Below are 584 nucleotides of genomic sequence, written 5' to 3' on the forward strand. Positions count from 1 at the left end.
GGATTCTTCCTGTCGCGTCGTCGACATACACCAGCAGGATTCTTCCTGTCGCGTCGTCGACATACACCAGCAAAGTACAAGGATCGGCGCGCTTTTCGAACCACTGGTGCCGGCTGCCGTCTATCTGGACCAGTTCCCCGACGCAGGGGCGTCGCTCGCGCGGTTGATACAGTCGGGAGCGCCGGGCCGCTTTCGGAATCCATAGCCCGGCTTCGATCATCAGGTTGCGCAGGGCTTCCTTCGACAACTCCAACTGATGCCGTTCCTGCAGCTGCTCACATGCCAGCGTCGGCCCAAAGTCGGCATAGTGGTCACGCACCAGCTCCAGTGCTTTCTGCACCACCTCGGGAGCAAGACGATTGTTGCTCGGCTTGCCCCGACGCCGGGAAATCATCCCGCTCTGGCCCTCTTGTTCAAAACGCTTTTGCAGACGGCGTACCTGACGTGTCGTCAGCCCCAGGCGCTGTGCCGCAATGACCGCCGTGATCTCGCCCCTGACACTGGCGGCGATGATTTCGGCGCGCTCCAACTCCTCCATCGTAATGCTCCCGGCTTTGCCCACACTCGACCCCAAACCATTCAGA

General features: G+C 61.0%; 1 protein-coding gene. It reads right to left on the reverse strand.

Going from position 1 to position 584, the window contains the following annotated elements; all coding sequences use genetic code 11:
- Positions 1-538 (reverse strand): helix-turn-helix domain-containing protein (locus AC1DYX_RS31790; RefSeq protein WP_477266272.1); only part of this gene is annotated, 538 nt, incomplete at its 3' end.
- Positions 539-584 lie beyond the last annotated feature (46 nt).

The organism is Massilia sp. P2_C2, assembly GCF_056404615.1.